15 protein-coding genes are annotated in these 18,223 nt (G+C 43.4%); 5 read left to right on the top strand and 10 right to left on the bottom strand.

From position 1 onward, the window contains the following. Positions 1–181 precede the first annotated feature (181 nt). Together hscA and fdx are read left to right on the top strand one after the other, a co-directional pair. On the top strand, positions 182–2,062 hold the full coding sequence (hscA, locus tag AC5JPT_RS00075; protein WP_493856618.1) for a Fe-S protein assembly chaperone HscA: 1,881 nt from the start codon (positions 182–184) through the stop codon (positions 2,060–2,062). Between the two features lie 83 nt (positions 2,063–2,145). Then, positions 2,146–2,484: an ISC system 2Fe-2S type ferredoxin gene (fdx, locus tag AC5JPT_RS00070; protein ID WP_319050095.1), complete on the top strand. Its 339-nt coding sequence runs from the start codon at positions 2,146–2,148 to the stop codon at positions 2,482–2,484. A 95-nt stretch (positions 2,485–2,579) separates the two neighbouring features. Here the strand turns inward: fdx and AC5JPT_RS00065 are convergent, their stop codons facing one another. The 3 genes from AC5JPT_RS00065 to mfd form a co-directional block, all read right to left on the bottom strand. Then, positions 2,580–4,004: an adenylate/guanylate cyclase domain-containing protein gene (locus AC5JPT_RS00065; RefSeq protein ID WP_493856617.1), complete on the bottom strand. Its 1,425-nt coding sequence runs from the start codon at positions 4,002–4,004 to the stop codon at positions 2,580–2,582. Between the two features lie 402 nt (positions 4,005–4,406). Beyond that, positions 4,407–4,838 (bottom strand): HIT domain-containing protein, encoded by a 432-nt coding sequence (locus tag AC5JPT_RS00060; RefSeq protein WP_493856616.1) that lies wholly within the window; start codon positions 4,836–4,838, stop codon positions 4,407–4,409. 172 nt (positions 4,839–5,010) lie between these two features. Next, positions 5,011–8,721: a transcription-repair coupling factor gene (gene mfd / locus AC5JPT_RS00055; RefSeq protein WP_493856615.1), complete on the bottom strand. Its 3,711-nt coding sequence runs from the start codon at positions 8,719–8,721 to the stop codon at positions 5,011–5,013. A gap of 394 nt (positions 8,722–9,115) precedes the next feature. Between mfd and AC5JPT_RS00050 the strand changes: the two genes are divergently transcribed. After that, positions 9,116–10,750 carry a BCCT family transporter gene (locus AC5JPT_RS00050; protein WP_493856614.1) on the top strand — a complete coding sequence of 545 codons (1,635 nt, stop codon included), beginning with the start codon at positions 9,116–9,118 and terminating at the stop codon, positions 10,748–10,750. A gap of 117 nt (positions 10,751–10,867) precedes the next feature. Here the strand turns inward: AC5JPT_RS00050 and rraA are convergent, their stop codons facing one another. Together rraA and AC5JPT_RS00040 are read right to left on the bottom strand one after the other, a co-directional pair. Next, positions 10,868–11,404 carry a ribonuclease E activity regulator RraA gene (gene rraA / locus AC5JPT_RS00045; protein WP_493856613.1) on the bottom strand — a complete coding sequence of 179 codons (537 nt, stop codon included), beginning with the start codon at positions 11,402–11,404 and terminating at the stop codon, positions 10,868–10,870. Positions 11,405–11,584: 180 nt separating this feature from the next. Beyond that, positions 11,585–12,286, bottom strand: coding sequence for an NAD-dependent epimerase/dehydratase family protein (locus tag AC5JPT_RS00040; protein WP_493843500.1), 702 nt, complete (start codon positions 12,284–12,286; stop codon positions 11,585–11,587). 462 nt (positions 12,287–12,748) lie between these two features. On the opposite strand from AC5JPT_RS00040, the gene rpsT reads away from it, so the two are divergent. Beyond that, entirely contained in the window at positions 12,749–13,015 is a 267-nt protein-coding gene (gene rpsT / locus AC5JPT_RS00035; protein WP_058024191.1) for a 30S ribosomal protein S20, read from the top strand. Positions 13,016–13,144: 129 nt separating this feature from the next. Further along, on the top strand, positions 13,145–14,296 hold the full coding sequence (locus tag AC5JPT_RS00030; RefSeq protein WP_493856612.1) for an FAD binding domain-containing protein: 1,152 nt from the start codon (positions 13,145–13,147) through the stop codon (positions 14,294–14,296). A gap of 115 nt (positions 14,297–14,411) precedes the next feature. Here the strand turns inward: AC5JPT_RS00030 and AC5JPT_RS00025 are convergent, their stop codons facing one another. The 5 genes from AC5JPT_RS00025 to AC5JPT_RS00005 form a co-directional block, all read right to left on the bottom strand. Continuing rightward, positions 14,412–15,248: a histidine phosphatase family protein gene (locus AC5JPT_RS00025; RefSeq protein WP_493858398.1), complete on the bottom strand. Its 837-nt coding sequence runs from the start codon at positions 15,246–15,248 to the stop codon at positions 14,412–14,414. Positions 15,249–15,355: 107 nt separating this feature from the next. Next, positions 15,356–16,153, bottom strand: coding sequence for a metallophosphoesterase (locus AC5JPT_RS00020; protein WP_493856611.1), 798 nt, complete (start codon positions 16,151–16,153; stop codon positions 15,356–15,358). A gap of 246 nt (positions 16,154–16,399) precedes the next feature. Beyond that, complete coding sequence (gene pyrF / locus AC5JPT_RS00015) at positions 16,400–17,098, bottom strand: orotidine-5'-phosphate decarboxylase (RefSeq protein WP_493856610.1); 699 nt, start codon at positions 17,096–17,098, stop codon at positions 16,400–16,402. Between the two features lie 72 nt (positions 17,099–17,170). Beyond that, positions 17,171–17,578, bottom strand: a complete 408-nt coding sequence (locus AC5JPT_RS00010; RefSeq protein ID WP_493852578.1) for a lipopolysaccharide assembly protein LapA domain-containing protein — start codon at positions 17,576–17,578, stop codon at positions 17,171–17,173. Positions 17,579–17,635: 57 nt separating this feature from the next. Continuing rightward, positions 17,636–17,941 carry an integration host factor subunit beta gene (locus AC5JPT_RS00005; protein ID WP_319050085.1) on the bottom strand — a complete coding sequence of 102 codons (306 nt, stop codon included), beginning with the start codon at positions 17,939–17,941 and terminating at the stop codon, positions 17,636–17,638. Between the last annotated feature and the right edge of the window lie 282 nt (positions 17,942–18,223).

Below are 18,223 nucleotides of genomic sequence, written 5' to 3'. Positions count from 1 at the left end.
TTTAGTTTTGGCGTTAGATTCTGTATAGATGGTTAAATTAATATCAACTATGCCGTATAATCTCTAACCCTAAGTATGCATGACTGCCAAGATTTTCTGTCCTTAATGTGAGAACGTAGCTGTTATATCTACACTATACTTGCTCCATTTTACTTATTCATTTTATCCCTGAGTTATTCTTATGTCTTTAATGCAAATTGCCGAACCCAATCAAAGCGCCCAACCTCACCAGCATCGTTTTGGTCTAGGGATTGATCTTGGCACCACGCGCTCACTGGTCGCCATAGTACGTTCAGGCAAGGCGCAAGTCTTAGAAGCAGGCAAAGCGTCAGATACGTTGTTGCCTTCTGTAGTCTATTATCCAGCGACAGGTAACCCATTAGTGGGCTATGATGCCTTATCTCATTTAGCAGACGATCCAAAAAATACGATCGTCTCGGCTAAGCGTTTTATGGGTCGTAGCCAAACTGATATCAAATTTTCTCATCCTTATGAGTTGTCTGGTAATACAGATGCTATGCCAGCATTTGTCACGGCTCAAGGTGAAGTGTCACCTGTGGAAGTATCAGCGCGTATATTGGCGGCGCTTGAGCAACGTGCAGCAAGTGCCCTACCTGCAGACAGTATAGAAGGTGCTGTCATTACGGTTCCTGCTTATTTCGATGAAGCGCAACGTCAAGCGACTAAAGATGCTGCCCAAGCGGCTGGCATCAATGTACTACGTTTGTTGAATGAACCAACTGCTGCCGCGGTCGCTTACGGCCTTGATCAGCAAAATCAAAATGATAACAAAGAAAACTATTACCTAATCTATGATTTGGGCGGTGGTACTTTTGATGTGTCTATCTTAAAGTTGAATGATGGCGTCTTTGAAGTATTGGCAACAGGCGGTAACAGTGCGCTAGGCGGGGACGATATTGACCGTCTTATTACCAACTGGATCATCAAGCAGTTGAGTATTGATCCAAAACAGGTAAGCCTTCATGACAAATCGATACTCGCACAACAAGCCAAAGCTTATAAGCAAGCACTAACTGAAGCAGAACAGGTTGATATTGACGTTACTGTCAACGGACAGTCTTACAAAGGCACACTAAGCCGTGAAGACGTGTTGGCTATTGTCGAGCCTGTTAGTCGTCGTACTTTGGGCGTATGTGAACAAGTACTGCGCGATGCTAGGCTAAACGCTACAGATTTAGACGAAGTGATTTTAGTTGGCGGTTCAACTCGTATGCCCGCCATACAAGCAGTCGTCACTGAATTTTTTGCTAAGCAGCCGCTTTCTCGTCTCAATCCAGATGAGGTTGTTGCTTTAGGCGCGGCCCAAACTGCTCACCAGCTGGTCAATGGCGACAGTGATAGCAATCTGTTGTTGTTAGATGTGACGCCATTATCATTAGGTCTTGAGACCATGGGCGGCCTCGTTGAAGTACTGATTCCGCGTAATACGCCCATCCCTGTCAAAAAACGCCAAGTGTTTACTACTTATCAAGATGGTCAAACTGGCATGGTTATCCATGTGGTGCAAGGTGAGCGCGAAACCGTCGAAAACTGTCGCTCGCTTGGACGTTTTGAGCTATATGGTATTCCGCCTATGAAAGCTGGGTTTGCTCGTATCGAAGTCACCTTTAGTATCGATGCCAATGGTCAGCTTACTGTCAGTGCTCAGGAAACGACGACCAAAACAGAAAGTAAGATTGAAATTGTGCCGTCTTATGGTTTGTCTGATGATCAAAAAGAACAATTGCTTGTTGCTGGGTTTAAGCATGCAGAAGAAGATAAAAATGCGCGTTCTTTGATTGAGACCAAGGTAGAAGCTGAACGTGAAGTATTGGCTTTAGAGTCTGCACTGAACGAGTTTGCAGCGCTACTCTCTTCTGATGAGCAGCAGTCTTTAACAGAGCAAATACAAGCACTGAAGACCGCACTTGGCACTAGTGATTTAACACTTATAGAAGCGCAGCAGGCTCAGCTCAAGCCACATAGCGATGCTTTTGCTGCTCGCATTATGAATCAAAGCGTTAAAGCCAGCATGGCAGGTACTAGTGCTAAAGACTGGTAAGCGACACGCTTAAAATGATAGCTTAGTCATTATACTAAACTAATTTCTTATTTTTAGATTGATTAGCATTGGACACATAATTTATGCCAAAAGTTACTGTACTACCCCATCACGAAATTTGCCCAGAAGGTGCAGAAGTTGAGCTAGAGTCTGGCGAAAACCTATGCAAAGCGTTACTAGGAAAAGGTATCAAAATTGAGCATGCTTGTGAGATGTCAAAAGCGTGCACGACGTGTCACGTTGTCGTACGCAAAGGATTTAATAGTCTAGATGAGATGGATGATGTGGAAGCGGATCTATTGGATCGCGCATGGGGTTTAGAACCTGACTCACGTCTATCATGTCAGGTCATGCTTGATGATGAGGATTTGACCATCGAAGTACCCAAATATACGCTGAACCATGCAAAAGAAAACCATTAATAAATAATAAGTTGTATTTTACTCTCAAAAAAGCCAGCTATGATTAAATAGCTGGCTTTTTCCATCAATAACATGCCACGATATTACTGCTCATATCATGACTTTTTCTGAGTACTATGACGTTTACTTTCTTCAGCTATGCTAGTGGCCAGTTTTTCTTCTTCTTGCTCGATACGCTCAAGCGCAAAATTTAAGCGTGTTCTAATGTCCTGATAATCATTGTCTTTCATATCTTTAAAGTTCAAATGCAAGTTAAAACCCGGCAAGGTATGATCTACCCATTTAGACAAGTGACCTTTATTAGCATCAGGGTCAAACACCTGCCATGCGTCAATTTTATTATCAAAACCCTTTAGTCGAAACGCACCAGCATGCTGACACTCATAGTTGTGACAAATATAATCATAGGTGCTTTCGCTGACCAGTATCTCATCTTTGCCAGCATGTGCTTCAAGCCTTGATGCTAGGTTGGCTTCTTTACCGATGAGCGTATAGCTGAGGCGATTGTTGCTCCCGAAATTACCAACGTGGCAATAGCCCGTGGTAATACCGATGCGTATATACAAACCCTCAAACCCCATAAGCCGCCACTTCTGACGTAAGGTGCGCATCTCTCGGCGCATATCTATCGCCATCGCTACACAATCTAATGCATCTTGACGTGAACCACGGCTATCAGGCTCTCCAAAAAAACAGACCATACCATCGCCAATAAACTTGTCCAGTACAGCCCCATGTTTTTCAGCAATCAACGTCATGCAATGCATATAGGTATTCAAAATATCAGCCAAATTATCCGCACTTAAACTATCAGACAGCTCCGTAAAGCCTACAATGTCTGAGAACATAATGGTTAATTTGGCACGCTTGTTGGATACACTAACTGGACTGTCTGTTCTGACAATAGGCTCCCAGATTTGCGGTGGTACAAAACGAGTCAGCTTATTGATAACTGATACCATCGTACTCAAACGCTCACCTGCCTGCTGAGCACATAATTTGTAGGCAACATACTCTCGATACGTACGCCGAAACTGGCATAGAATCACAGCCATACTTGCCAATAGTACTGTAGGTGGTAACCAGCTGTCATTACAGTCTATTCCACTAGGTCTTAGAATGGCGCTGACATAATAGAATATGACAGCAGTCACTAAGGCTACGGTAAACAATCTTAAACGATTCTGAGGCTTATTTAGAATAATTCTAACAGCAATCAAAGACGCCAAGCTGAGCGATATAATGATGCAAAACTGTGTCACGCCAATAACAACTGCCAGCAAAACAATGACAATGTTGGACGTCCAAAAGTTGGTTTGGCGTCGATAGTTATAGATGAGAATCATGAGACTAGGCAATGCGATGATAACTAGCAATGCCATTGAGGTGGGACGAAAGTCGTAGTATACAGCGAGTAACATGACCGTGAGTATTAAAACAAAAACTTCTGGGTAGTCAAATCGGCAGATGCCTTTACCCTCTAATAAAGTTTTTGGTTTCAATGTCTCTTTAAAAGGCATATTGAGTGTTCACTTAAATAAGACGGACTATCGAAGAGACAAGACATATAAGAATAACATGTATAGGCACTTTGTCTTTATGATAAATAATCATAAGATATATCTAATAATATATTATACTTTTTAAATAGTACGAAACCTAGGTCATCGGTAACTAAAAAAACGCCATTTATCATCTAATTGCACTGCTGGTTCGTAGCGCTTCATGGCTGCAAACACCTAATAGCATTAAAAAAGAAGCCAGATACAATCAGGTATCTGGCTTCTTTTCATTTCTGCATTATTTATTACTTCATAACTGTCGTTGTTACGTTGACACATCGAATATTTTTTATTACCGATTTCTTTTGTTAGCGGCACTATTAATAAATAGTATCAACTAACAATAGTGTCGATCACTTACTACATTTGCCAATCGAACGGCATTTGATGATGACCGCGTAGTGCCATCATCAATGTCTGTTGCATTTGTGCCAACACTTCTTTGGTATAAGGGACTGCTTGTACACCCCATACTGGATTTGGCCATTGCATGTCGTTTTGATAACGGACAATATGGTGAAAATGAAGTTGTGGTACTTGGTTGCCAAGGGCAGCGACATTCATCTTGTCAGCTTGAAACGTTTTGGCTAACTGGCTCGATAACCAGCTCGACTCACGCAAAAATTGAGTCTGATCTGCTTCAGACAGCTCGTAAAGCTCTTTGATACCTGATACGCGTGGCACTAATATCAGCCATGGAAATTGACAGTCATTAATTAAACGACAAGTGGATAATGGAAAATCCCCTACTAAAAAACTATCAGCAGCAAGTTTATGATGAAGTTGGAACATAATGACGGTTCTCTTGTTGTTTAATGCAAATAAAAGTAGGTACAAAATATAAAAGGTAAAATACAGTTTGGCTATTTTATCAGTTATTCTTTCGATAAAATAGCACCATAACTGACTGCTTCACTGTTACCTATCAACCTACTCAAACTATCTACCCTTTATCAAAGCCAAACTAAGCAGGTTCTGTCACCATATGCTCGCTAAAATAGCGCAACAGTTCTTGTATGACCGTCACTCGCTGCTGCGGTGTTGCCAACTTATCGCTATGTTGATAGCGAATACCAGATGCGCCATTCATACGGTAATGCTGACCATTCGATTGAATCAATTTAATAATAGCTAAAGCATCGACTGGCGTATCTGGCGCAAATTCCAGCGTCATACTACTACTATTCGCATCAATCTTGTTAATCTTCAGCGGTTCTGCTTGCAAACGTAGTCCATGAATGGCAAATAGCTGCTTGGTTTGGTCCGGTAACGCGCCAAAGCGGTCAATCATCTCTGTACGAATATCCGTCAATGATTCTTTATCATCGGTGTTGCTAATGCGTTTATAAAACAACAAACGCTGATGTACGTCGTGTAAATACTCTTCTGGAATAAGCGCCGAGCTATGCAAGTTAATCTCGCTGGTTAGCGATAATGGCGTGTTCAAGTCAGGCTCTTTACCGGCTTTAATTGCTTTAGTCGCTCGCTCCAGCATATCCATATACAGGCTAAAACCAATCGCCTGCATATTACCACTTTGCTGCTTACCCAATATCTCACCTGCTCCGCGAATCTCTAGATCTTCACTCGCCAGCATAAAGCCTGCACCTAGTGTATTGGCGCGTTCAATCGCGTGGAGGCGGCGCTTGGCATCTCCTTTAAGACCTTTAAGAGAAGGCACTAATAAGTAGCAATACGCCTGATGATGACTACGTCCTACGCGGCCTCGCAGCTGGTGTAGTTGCGCTAGACCAAATTTATCAGCACGCTCAATGATAATGGTATTGGCATTTGGCACATCAATACCTGTTTCGATGATAGTCGAGCATACCAGCACATTGAATTTTTTATGATAGAACTGCTGCATGATTTGCTCAAGCTGGCGCTCTTGCATTTGCCCGTGAGCAACGCCTACTCTTGCCTCGGGTACGAGGTCACGAATGGTCTCTGCCATACGCTCAATACTAGCCACATCGTTGTGCAACAGATAGACCTGCCCGCCGCGTAGCAGCTCACGTAGGATAGCCTCTTTCATCAACGCTTCTGTCTTTTGCATGACAAAAGTTTTGATGGCAAGTCGGCGTGCAGGTGGGGTTGCGATAATAGACATATCACGCATGCCTGAGAGCGCCATATTAAGCGTTCTAGGAATAGGCGTCGCTGTCATAGACATACTGTCTACATCTGTCTGAATAGCCTTAATACGCTCTTTGTGGCGCACGCCAAATCGGTGCTCTTCATCAACGATCATCAGCCCAAGGTTGGCAAACTTCACATCGGGCTGTAATAGTTTATGAGTACCAATCACGATATCGACTTTACCATCGGCCAAATCCGCTAGCACCATGTCTTGATGCTTTTTTCCGCCAAAGCGTGACAGACTCTCAATGCGCACCGGCCAATCAGCAAATCGATCGCGGAAGTTGTCTTCGTGTTGCCCAGCAAGCAAGGTAGTAGGCACCAACACCGCCACCTGATAGCCAGCACTAACAGCAATAAAAGCAGCACGCATGGCTACTTCTGTCTTGCCAAAACCAACATCACCGCAAATGAGACGATCCATCGGTTGGTTTTGTCTCATATCTTCCATAACCGCATGGATAGCATTGGCTTGGTCAGCAGTCTCTTCAAAGGCAAACTGACTGGCAAACAGTTCGTATTGCGAGGGGTCTATTTTGAAGTGGATACCAACTTTAGCTTCACGCCTCGCTTGCATGTTCAGCAACTCTGCGGCAACATCGTGAATCTGTTCTAACGCTTTTTGCTTGGCGCGGTCCCACTTGCCACTGCCAATCTTATGGAGCGGTGCTAACGCCGGATCTCCGCCACTATAGCGACTGATCATTTGCAAGTTAGCGACTGGTACATAGATACTGGCATCATCATCATATTTTAGATGAATAAACTCTTGCTCACCATCACCCACATCTAACGTAATCAGACCGTTATAGCGACCAATACCGTGCTCGATATGAACGACTGGGCTACCATCTGTTATCTCAGTGACGCTTTTGACTAAAAACTCTTCTGATACCCCGCTTTGGCGACGGCGACGCGTTTGTAAGACTTGACGACCAAACAGCTGCGTCTCACTGATTAATACTAAGCGTTCAGGCACATAAACACCACGCTCAATCGGTGCCACAGTCAGACCGACATGCGGTAAACGAGCATTATCCATAGCACTCGTTTTATCTGCTGCTAAGAATGCTTCAAAGCTATCGTATGCTTTGATATCAATCTTTCCTTTAAACAGCTCAATGAGAATCTCACGTCGGCCAGCGGTTTCTGCGACGATTAGTACTGGTGTTGCTGTTTCTTGTTGTATGGTTAAGAACGTTAGTAGCTCAGCCAATGGTTCAGATTTTTGGTGGTTAACTGCCAGCTCTGGCGGTTGTTGCGCACTTAACGTGACTAGTCCTTGTTGTTTAGTCTCATTATCAGTGATATCACGCGACAGTTGTGGCTCAGATGGCGCTTTGCTTTTAATATCATGCGGCGCCAACTCATCGCGTGCACTTAGTATCACTCGCGGATACTGATTTAGCTGCTCGTTGAGTGCATTGGATAACATATACAGCAGCGCAGGTTCAACGATAGGCTTATCAATATCGTGCCGGCGCTCCTCATAACGGCGCTGAATCTGCGACCAATAATCTGACTGTTTTTCGTTGATTAGCTCATCCGTGATAAACAACGCATCATTCGGAAGGTAAGAAAATAAGCTACTTTCTTCTTGCCAGTCTTTTAGATCAAAAAATAATGGCTGATAATATTCCAGTCCGCTACTCGCAATACCTGCCATCACATCTTTATGCAGCTCAGACTTGCGACTACTGGCATTGGGAAACATTGCTGCAAAGTTCATGCGAAACGTTTCGCGTCCCTCATCGAGCGGAAACTCTTTTGCAGGTAGTATTTGAAATTGTTCGATGGGCTTAGAGATATCTGGCATCTTATGCAGTAGAGACAGAGACTCTTTGCCCATACTGGTGTCATTGCCCGTTAGCATCGCCTTGAGGTCATCAGCGGTCAAGGTGCGCTGCGTTTGAGGATGGAAAAAACGAATGGTTTCGATTTCATCGTCAAACAGATCCAAACGCAACGGGAAAGGCTGACCCATAGCAAAAATATCAATAATGCTGCCACGTACAGCAAATTCACCAGGCTCAAAGACATTGTCAACTGCTCTATAGCCCGCTTTTGCCAATAGCCCACGTTGAGTGCTGATATCGAACCGATCGCCAACACTCAAGTCAAAATGCTGACCGATTAACCAACTCGGCGGTGCCACGCGATGCATTAGCGCCTGTACTGAGATGAGTAACACCCCTGAGCTTGGCATATCTGTCAACAAGTTAATACGTTCGCTGACGATATCTTGATGCGGGGACAGCTCATCATAAGTCAGTGTTTCCCAGTCAGGGAACACATAAGCATCGACCCCGCAAAACGCCAGCTCAGTTTCTATCTGATTGAGTTGGTTTTGGTCGCGTGCTACCACGACCTTTAATCGCTCGGCAACATTCCATAGTGGCGTCTGAACCAAGCTTGCCAACCACAAGCTGCTGACTGCACCATGAACAGGCGCTAGCCAACGCCGCTCGGCATTTTGGATAGGAAACAACTGCTGGTTAATAGGATCGAACGCGTCAGTCAAAGCAGTAATAGGCATAAAGGATAGAATCAAAGTTAAGGAATCAGAAAGCTATTATACGAATATTTGAGCAATTACCAATACGATTTGACAAAACCAAACAGTTTGTTAGTATGGCACGCTTTTTACAATTACCGCTTTTGATGCTTATTTTTTAAGCGCCCTTTCTATTATTAGCATTTGATTGTTCCTATATAAGCTTTTACATATTAACTTGAACAATTGTCTTCTATAAAAGCTTCTTACTAAGTATCAACTACTCAGTAGCTTGTAAGATTTATAGATCTTTAAAAGCACTTTTATATTACCTAAAATTTAAAGCTTGTAGCTGCCAAAAACTATTTACTATTAATGAGTAGTCGATACTTTGAAGGTGTCCAGCTCAGCTAACTCATCAGGAGATTCGTCACCTATGAACGAGCAAAAACAGATTCCAAAGCATCTTCTCGACAAATTCCGTCGCAGACTCTATACCACTGAACATACAACTGGTGAAAATAACACTGAGATACTAGGGTTAGATTTACACAGACCTGTATTCTTCTTTACCGCGATTGCCGTTATCGGCTTTGTTTTGTTTGCATTATTACTACCTAATATAGCCAACGCTTGGCTTAATGGTGCTCAGGATTGGGTGGTCAATAGTTTTGATTGGCTGTTTATCAGTACCGCTAATATCATGGTGATATTTAGTCTGATATTAATTGTGTCGCCCTATGGCAGTATTCGAATTGGTGGTATCAATGCCAAACCTGACTTTAACCGGGGCTCATGGCTTTCAATGCTGTTCGCAGCTGGTATGGGCATCGGTCTTATGTTTTGGAGTGTGGCTGAACCATTGGCTTATGCAAGCGGCTGGGCAGGTACACCACTTGGCGTAACCGCAGGCAGTCCTGAAGCGTATCGTGCTGCTATGGGTGCAACGATGTATCATTGGGGTTTGCACCCTTGGGGTATCTATGCCGTCGTTGGTTTGTCATTGGCCCTATTTGCTTATAATTTCCGCTTTCCATTGACCATGCGCTCCGTGTTTTATCCTATTTTTAAAGAAAAAACATGGGGGTTACCTGGCCATATTATTGATATATTGGCCGTACTAGCGACGATATTTGGTTTAGCGACTTCACTAGGTTTGGGTGCTCAACAAGCAGCCAGCGGACTCAACTATTTATTTGGTTGGGATTTTGCAGGCAATTCACTTGAGATTGCCATCATAGTGGTCGTCACTGCGCTTGCCACAATATCAGTGGCACGCGGTCTCGATGGCGGGGTCAAGCTGTTGAGTAACGTTAATATGTTGGTCGCTTTAGCGCTACTACTTTTTGTATTTTTCGTTGGAGACTCAATCGGACTCCTAAGTAAAATCGGCGCCACCACTGTTGATTATGCAACCTATATCATTCCGTTATCTAATCCCGTAGGCCGCAGTGATGGTGAGTTTTTTCATGGCTGGACCGTGTTTTATTGGGCGTGGTGGATCAGCTGGTCACCATTTGTAGGTATGTTTATTGCGCGTATCTCAAAGGGCCGTACCGTGCGTGAGTTTATTACCTCAGTGATGCTAGCTCCTACCCTAGTAACCATCGTCTGGATGACAGTATTTGGACAGTCAGGATTGAGCCAATATGATAACCAAGTCGGTGAGCTGGCAGGTGGGGTTAGTGATGCGTCCTTAACCTTGTTTCAGATGCTGGCAAATCTTCCTCTAGGAACCATTACCTCTCTAATTGCTATCATTTTAGTGATGGTGTTTTTTGTGACCTCATCAGACTCAGGCTCTTTGGTTGTTGACACGATTACAGCGGGTGGTAAGCTTGAAGCATCAATATACCAGCGTATATTTTGGGCGGTTGCTCAAGGTCTTATTGCTATTGCGCTGCTCTATGGCGGCGGCGCACAAGCTCTAAAAACCATCCAAGCAGGCTCGGTAAGTACAGGCTTACCTTTTACCTCGGTATTGATCGTGATGTGTATTAGTTTGTGGCTTGGCTTACGCAGGATCTATAAAGCGCGTGAGCAGATGCTCTCGGAGCTTGAAAAATACTAACGGTTTGATTATTTTCAATCAAAAAACCCAGCTCTGTCATTGAACTGGGTTTTTTCTTTATAGTCGTTTGGGATATATACTTGTTCGTAACTGTATGAGGTTTAGACTAATAATAATTTACGCTATCAAAGGCTCATAACTTGCAATAATGCCATTGTTGTCTGCATAAACAAACATGCCTGAGTTGAGCGTTAAATCACCAAAGCTGATTTCAATATCTGTTTGGCCTTCATCACGTCGGGTCGACTTGCGCGGAATACAACCAAGCGCCAGGACACCAATATTCATCGCTGCCATGTCATCAACATCACGTACACACCCATATACGATCACTCCAGCCCAGCCATTGTCGATGGCTGATTGCGCAATCATATCGCCCAGTAGTGCACAGCGCATAGACCCGCCGCCGTCGACGACCAGCACTTTACCGTTGCCCGCTTCATCTTTGCCATCACTATTCAATAACGATTTGACACGGCTATTGTCTTCAAAACATTTGACAGTCACGATTTCGCCGCAGAACTTATCTTTTGCGCCAAAGCTATGAAACGACTTACCTTCTATATTAGGTAAGCATACCTGCGACTCAGGATTATCATCCAATAAATCACAAGTCACAAAATTATCTCTATTCATTTCCATTGATTCTGACATTTCTTCTACTCCTTATCATTAGTGAGTTTGCTCGTTGATATTTTTATGCCTACTAAAGATACTGTATTTTCTGCCAATGTTATAATTTTAGGCTCGTATCATTGGTAAATGCTCACTCTAGATGAGCAGTCTCGTATGTTAACTTTAGAACGTACTCTACATTGAAAAGACACCACACCTTTATTTTTTGACGCGAGTCATCGATAGCATCTTTTTATTTTCGATAATGTCTGTCTGCTGAGTCTGAGGTTCGGAGCGGTATTTGCTACGATGATAGATATCATGCGCACTCATCGCCATAGCACTAGCGACACGTTTGGCAGAGATCGGATGTAGTGAAAGCGACTCTGAAACCAAAGGCGAGATCAGTTTAAACGCTTTTTGACCAATACTCTCAAGCGGACGCCCTTGATGCTTGCCTAGCAATAACGAAGGCCGTAAAATCACCAATTGCGTAAAACCCAATGCCATAATAGACTGCTCAGTCTCGCCCTTGACACGATTGTACAAAAAGCGACTGTCGATATCAGCGTTCATCGACGACAGTAGAAAGAAGTTTTCCACACCTTTATCACGACATAGTTTGGCAAAGTTAACATTGTAATCGTGATCTATCTTTCGAAAAGCCTCATCGCTACCAGCTTGTTTTTTGGTCGTACCCAGACAGCTAAAGGCATCTGTCGTTCGGTCAGCACCGACGCTTGCGAACACCTCAGAGAGGTTTTCAAAATCATTAACCTGATAAAATCGCATGCTGGCATTAATGTAGCGTGGCGGGCGCCGAGCGATCACAATCAGTGTGTCATAAAGCTCACTCAGCTGTTTTGCCAAATGCTGCCCTACCAATCCCGTTGCGCCAATCACAATTGCTTTTCGCTGCATACTCTATCCACTTATATGACATTAAAAATTCTATATTGATGAAGAATGACCCATGCTAAGGTCTATCGTTAGGATATCATACCTAAATTCATAGCCAGCTGACGCCATTATGCACAATATATTGTAAAAGATTTTATCAGCTACTTATATCTTCTAGTGTCTATGATTGGTTTCGTTATCTAAATGAGCCAAATTTATAAAATTACACCACTTCTTTGAGCATTAATCATCAAATATATTGTCCTATGCTCAATAATTTGCTAAGATAACCGGCTTTACACGTCAACGCTGTTTAATTATTCCAAACAGTTCTGGCGCTTGCGATGATCTATTCATATTAGATACTTTAATATCAGACATCGACATCATGTTTGACGAGAGGCTGCTCGTCACCGATGATTGTTAAACCCATTATTGCAATCAACATTCATATTTTTATCTGTCTTTATCAAGGAGATACGCGTGGCTAATACTGCACAAGCTCGTAAACGCGCCCGTCAAAACACCAAACGTCGTCAGAACTCTGCGTCACAACGCTCTATGGTTCGTACTTACTTAAAACGTGTTGATGCGGCTATCGAAGCTAAAGATTATGACGCGGCTACCGAAGCTTACAAAAAAGCGGTACCAGTTATTGATCGTATGGCTGACAAAGGTATTATTCACAAGAATAAAGCTGCTCGTCGCAAGAGCCGCCTAAACAAAACAATCAAAGGCCTACAAGCTTAAGATTTGTATTGTTTAGACCGCATCACGCTTTTATAGCGTAATGACTAAAACCTTGCCACTGGTTCTCATACCGGGGCAAGGTTTTTTTATGCTACTCTCATGTACATATAAATATCTAGGAGAGGCTTAGTGGAATCAATAAATAAGCGGGCAATCGTGATTGGTGGTTCATTAGCTGGGCTGTTTTCAGGGACACTATTACGCTCTATTGGCTGGCAAGTAGATATTTATGAGCGCTCTACTCATGATTTGGACAGCAGAGGCGGCGGTATTGTATTGCAGGCCGATGTCGTCACTGCCCTCAAAAAAGCAGGAATTGCGACAGAGAATTTAGGTGTCGATGCCCTTGAGCGTTATTACCTACAAAAAAATGGCCAAATTGAGAAAATGGCCATGCGTCAGACACTTACCTCTTGGAATATTCTGTATCGCTCGACGCGAAGGCACTTTTCAGATGCGCATTATCATCAGGGTAAAGTATTGGCGCAGGTACAATTGAAAGGCGCTAAGGTAACCGCTACTTTCGTTGATGGCTCTTGTGAGACTGCAGACTTATTAATTGGTGCTGACGGCCCAACCTCAACAGTGCGTCAGCAGCTTTTGCCTACTTACGAGCCTCAATATGCAGGTTACGTGGCTTATAGAGGCTTGGTCGACGAGGCTGACTTAGAGCCAGAAGCCGCCGAGATATTTACGGAACGATTCGTATTTTATGATTTCCCAAACTCCCATATTTTGGCCTACGTCATTCCTGGCGAAAACGAATCACTGGTTTCAGGAAAACGTCGATTCAATTGGGTATGGTACGTCAACTACGACGAGAAGACAGAGCTTGCTCACATACTTACTGACAAGAATGGTAAGCCGCGAAAGTACTCTGTTCCACCAGAAATGATGTCACCTGCGGTTGAGGAAGCAATGCGACACTACGCAGATGATGTACTTGCTGACCCTTTCAAAAAGTTAATAGCCGCAACTAAAGCGCCCTTTGTACAGTCTATTTTGGATTTGACAGTGCCGCAAATGGCTTTCGATAGCGTTGCTCTGATAGGCGATGCTGCTTTTATTCCTCGCCCTCATACAGCAGCTGGTACCTCAAAAGCTGCGGCAAATGCGATTTCACTGGTAGAGGCACTGGTCCATCATAATCATGACGTTACTAGCGCTTTACAGGCGTGGGAGAGCAATCAGCTATCGTATGGCATGACCCTCTGGAAACATGGTCGTAGCGTAGGTGATCGTTCTCAGTTCTCCTATGGCAAAAATCGAACAGCAGGATAGAACGCAAAATTAGAATGATTTTTCACTTTTGAGGCGCTTAGGCCACATTGACGCTTAGGTAATATTGATGCTTGGGTCAAGTTCATGTCTAATGAGCATGAAGCACCTTTAGCAATCAGTTCCAATTCAACGTTGGCGGTAACAGCAACTTACTTGGATGAAAGCCTGCTGCACGGTAGCCCTCTAGTAAAGAGCTGACCGGCCTAGTATACACTTGCCCTCGCCAAATAAAATGCGCATTTGCCTGATCGAAAGGTTTGTCATCAAACCATAAAAACACGCCTTCCATCATCTTCGGCCAGTCATTCCAATCAATCTCAAGCACATCAAACATCACTGCTAAAAATGCAGACAACAATGTATCGTGACTCACAGCAAGCATTAGATGACCGTGCTGTGGTTGGTTTTGATAAAAAAGCGATAGAATATCAAGACCACCTTGATAGGCATTTTTGGTGCCTTCAAGATTGCCTTGCAAAAAGCGATTGATAAAATTTAGCACCCCAATCTCTTTAAATACTGGATTTGCTATTTCAGGCTCAGTGACAAGGCTACCAGGCTCAACCAATAGTGATTGATGTGCAATATCACGTTTGAGACCAGCCCCTTCTTGCATCAACTGCGCGGTATCAATACAGCGTCCAATCGGACTTGAAATACTATCGACATCGAGTGAGTATGGGAGGTGACCTGCCAGCCAACGCCCCCAAGACTTAGCCAATACGCGACCTTTAGGCGTCAGCGGTAGCTGATAACTGGCAAACCCATTGCCATCAGAGCGCTCACGCAAAGAATGCCTAGTAAACAATATCAGACGTTTGTCTTCAGGTAATAAACTGACAGAGGGAATCATACTATCTGGTAGGTGCGAAGGTGCAGGCGCGCTTGGGGTGTGACTCGCAAGCTTGTCAGTAGATATTTTTGATGGGGTATTATTCAGATATTTACTCATGGTAGCAAGCGTAGCAGATTTTTTGTCAGGAATGAACAACATACAAATTCAGTTGCAATATATCTTGTAAATATTTGGTAGTATTTTAATGTTATATCAAAGCTAATTTAACCAATATCTATGACTCTATCCCATGCAAACGCTAATGCCGTACTACTAACTTCATTGGGATAGGCTCTTGGATTGACGACTACCCGCGTATTGCCTATCTGATAATCAAAGGCTTCATGAGTATGTCCATGTACCCATAGCATTGGTGCCCAGTCCTCATCCATCCATCCAGATAGATCACTAACGAAGGCCGCATTACTCGGTAAGTTGGCGTATTTTTTGGACACGGACAATGCGCTAACGCTATGATGGCTCATTACTATGGTCTTTTTACCCAGCGCTTTGGCAGTGATCAATGCTTGTTGCAACCACTGACGGTGTTTTGCATGAATTTGCATTGAGATTTCAGGCGAGAACATCTCTTTACCAGCATAGATTTGCTTATAATCACGCATAAAATGCCTAGCAGCAGCCATGGTGTCTTCATTAGCATGATACTGGTAATCAGTCCATAACGTACAGCCCAAGATCCGTACGTCCCCAATATCAATGTGCTGACATTGCAAGACACGGACACCCTCACCAGACGCTATGTTGTAGTTATCCCAAGTCGCAAGGTTTTGGTCAAAACTCAGTACATCTTCATCAAAGTACTCATGATTGCCTGCGATAGTAATCAAAGGCACTTGTAAGCGTGCTGCTTGCTCTTGTAGCCATGGCATACCCTTATCACTATTGGCGGTATCTCCTGCTACCAATACGATATCTGCATCAGTCTTAGGAATATGCCCGATAGGCTGCGACTGGCGCACATAACTATCAATATGTAAGTCACTCAATATCTGTAATTTCATATTATTCAATATCATCCAGTAATGTCATTATCGACCATCTGACCAGCATACAAACGTACATCAAGTGCAGCCTCACTCTTTAAGCCAGCGCTTAGCAAGCCAAATATTTACTATGGTCGACAATACTTGAAAAATGCTATGAAGCATAAGACTAAACAGTGTAGCAGCTTTCTGTCCGTCATCGAACAGTAAAAAGGCAGCCTGAACGGCTGCCTTTTTACTGTTAACTACTACAAACCCTATATATCAAATACTCTGAAGTATTTTGTTCAGCTTAGCCGCAGGATCTGTCGCTTGAGTGATCGAGCGCCCAATAACTAGATAATCAGAACCGTCTACCAATGCTTGACTCGGCGTACAGATGCGCTTTTGATCATCAGCACTGTCTTCCGCTAATCGAATGCCAGGTGTGACCAACTTAAAGTCTGGACCACAGAGCTGCTTGAGTACCTTTGCTTCCTGTGCAGAGCAAACCACACCATCCAAACCAGCTTGCTTAGTCAATTGTGCTAAACGGCTCACTTGCACATCTAAGCCATCAGTAATACCTGTTTGCATCAGCGCTTCATTGTCCATCGAGGTCAATACAGTAACGGCAATAAGCAATGTATCAAGATCCTTATCTAGCAAACGTTGTTTTGCCAGAGACATGGCTTCTAGACCTGCACTTGCATGGACGTTCACCATCCACACACCAAGTTCGGCTGCAGCCACTACTGCTTGAGCAGTCGTATTAGGGATATCGTGAAATTTTAAGTCTAAGAATACCTCAAAACTACGCTGGTGTAGCGCTTTAATGACCTCAGGGCCACAGCGAGTAAACAACTCTTTGCCTACTTTCAATCGGCATAACGTTGGATCTAGCTTATCAGCTAACGCTAAAGAGGCTTGCAGAGTCATGTTATCTAGGGCAACAATCACTGGAGAATTAGTCGTGTTATTCATGGTTTTGCCATATGTCAGAATTATCAAAGCATTATATTTTTGAGGTCAGCAGTACTGCTATCGCTCAGTAAGCTAATCACGTTTACGCTTGGACAGCGTACCACCAGCATTCAAGTCAGTTTCCGCGCCGCCCTGGACATTCGTAGTCCTTGCACCATAAACGGCTTCATCCACCGTTGGCGCACTTGCTTGACGATCAATAACCGCATTGGCTTGCGTCAGCTGCTCTTCTAAATGTGTGTTCGCCTTATTTAGACGTGATATTTCCCATCTATTCTGTAAGACACGGAATATGAGCAATGACAGCAAGATACCAATGACAATACCGAGCATCAAGCACAGGATGAGTAGCAGCCCCAAGTTCATCGTAGGCGCTTGCGAAAACAGTAAATTGACTCCGACCTCGGTATTATTTGCTAATACCAAACCAAGCGAATAAGCAAAGCTCAAGAACAGCAATACAAATAGTAAAAAGCGCATGAGACAGTTACCCCTGTTTGGAATGATAAGGTGTGCTTGGTCAATAATAGATAAATATTAGCTATGGGCTACTTTATCGTTGACTGCTTCACGCAGAGCCTTACCTGGTTTAAAGTGTGGAATGGCTTTGGCTGGGACTGGTACACTTTCACCCGTCTTAGGGTTGCGTCCCACACGAGCACGGCGATGATGTAGACAAAAACTACCAAACCCGCGAACCTCGACTCGACCATCACTAGCCAAAGTATGAGTCATTAAATTTAATATTTCACGAACGGCATCATCGACAGTAGTATCTGCCATGTTGTCACAATTCGCACTCAAATTACTAATAAATTCAGATTTGTTGATCGCTTGCTGCATTATTACACTTGCCTTGTTGATTAATGGATAAACTGATGATGAAACAGTATCGTGTGCTTAGTAAATAATTTAATAGCTAATGATTAGCTATTCATTAAAAAGTACACTCATGGCTAGAGTTAGGTTATAGCTCTGCATACACTGATGCTCACATCTCGTTACTCAATGTTGCAAATGATAGCGGATATTGCGGTAAATAGGAATAAGAGTTTGCCCATTTAGCCAAAAACCTTCTCTATTAATTATCCCTATCAAAATTTAATCAAAAAAAAAGCGACCGAA

The sequence above is a fragment of the Psychrobacter sp. H26 genome (assembly GCF_059073035.1).
This window is presented reverse-complemented; position numbering and strand designations above follow the sequence as displayed.

What these genes read in the sequence shown, in the direction of transcription:
- AC5JPT_RS00010 (WP_493852578.1), bottom strand. Translation starts at nt 17,578, where the DNA reads ATGCGCTTTTTACTATTTGTATTGCTGTTCTTGAGCTTTGCTTATTCG.
- AC5JPT_RS00020 (WP_493856611.1), bottom strand. Translation starts at nt 16,153, where the DNA reads ATGAAATTACAGATATTGAGTGACTTACATATTGATAGTTATGTGCGC.
- rraA (WP_493856613.1), bottom strand. Translation starts at nt 11,404, where the DNA reads ATGTCAGAATCAATGGAAATGAATAGAGATAATTTTGTGACTTGTGAT.
- AC5JPT_RS00040 (WP_493843500.1), bottom strand. Translation starts at nt 12,286, where the DNA reads ATGCAGCGAAAAGCAATTGTGATTGGCGCAACGGGATTGGTAGGGCAG.
- pyrF (WP_493856610.1), bottom strand. Translation starts at nt 17,098, where the DNA reads ATGAATAACACGACTAATTCTCCAGTGATTGTTGCCCTAGATAACATG.
- AC5JPT_RS00005 (WP_319050085.1), bottom strand. Translation starts at nt 17,941, where the DNA reads ATGCAGCAAGCGATCAACAAATCTGAATTTATTAGTAATTTGAGTGCG.
- AC5JPT_RS00025 (WP_493858398.1), bottom strand. Translation starts at nt 15,248, where the DNA reads ATGAGTAAATATCTGAATAATACCCCATCAAAAATATCTACTGACAAG.
- hscA (WP_493856618.1), top strand. Translation starts at nt 182, where the DNA reads ATGTCTTTAATGCAAATTGCCGAACCCAATCAAAGCGCCCAACCTCAC.
- AC5JPT_RS00060 (WP_493856616.1), bottom strand. Translation starts at nt 4,838, where the DNA reads ATGTTCCAACTTCATCATAAACTTGCTGCTGATAGTTTTTTAGTAGGG.
- fdx (WP_319050095.1), top strand. Translation starts at nt 2,146, where the DNA reads ATGCCAAAAGTTACTGTACTACCCCATCACGAAATTTGCCCAGAAGGT.
- AC5JPT_RS00050 (WP_493856614.1), top strand. Translation starts at nt 9,116, where the DNA reads ATGAACGAGCAAAAACAGATTCCAAAGCATCTTCTCGACAAATTCCGT.
- AC5JPT_RS00065 (WP_493856617.1), bottom strand. Translation starts at nt 4,004, where the DNA reads ATGCCTTTTAAAGAGACATTGAAACCAAAAACTTTATTAGAGGGTAAA.
- mfd (WP_493856615.1), bottom strand. Translation starts at nt 8,721, where the DNA reads ATGCCTATTACTGCTTTGACTGACGCGTTCGATCCTATTAACCAGCAG.